Below are 544 nucleotides of genomic sequence, written 5' to 3' on the forward strand. Positions count from 1 at the left end.
GTAAGCGCGTAATTAGCCCCACATACCAATGTTAATGGCACCTATGCATAATTTACTCAGCATATTAACCTGAGGTAATTATGAATAAACAGCAAAAAATAAAACACTGGCAAGGCATTTTTGAGCAGCAAAAATCGAGTGGTTTAGCCACCATTCAATTTTGTCGTGATAACAACATTAACGCATCGACTTTCTATGTTTGGCGTAAACGCCTTTCTGACGAAACGGTAAGGGTTAAAAAGCAACAGGTGATCCCGTTTGTTATTCATGAGCAAGCCTTTACGCAACCTTCAATCATTAAACTCACCACACCAAACGGCTATCAAATAGACTTCGAGTCGACATTAGCTAACCAAACGCTAGCCAAATTATTGAGCGTACTGTGACACCTTGCACACACCAAGTTTACTTGGTCACGGGGTTCACCGACATGCGCAAATCAATCAATGGCCTAAGTATTATTGTCAGCGATACCCTATCTCTCGATCCTTTAAGCCAAGCGTGGTTCGTTTTTTGTAATAAACAACGCGATAAATTAAAGATT

The 544-nt window shown here is 40.3% G+C and carries 1 protein-coding gene; it reads left to right on the forward strand.

Annotation, left to right across the window (positions count from 1 at the left end; translation table 11 throughout):
- Positions 1-80: 80 nt before the first annotated feature.
- Positions 81-386: an IS66 family insertion sequence element accessory protein TnpB gene (locus tag J5X91_RS18040; protein WP_179808177.1), complete on the forward strand. Its 306-nt coding sequence runs from the start codon at positions 81-83 to the stop codon at positions 384-386.
- Positions 387-544: the final 158 nt, after the last annotated feature.

Source organism: Pseudoalteromonas sp. K222D, from assembly GCF_017653575.1.
In the GTDB taxonomy this organism is placed as follows: Bacteria; Pseudomonadota; Gammaproteobacteria; order Enterobacterales; family Alteromonadaceae; genus Pseudoalteromonas; species Pseudoalteromonas nigrifaciens.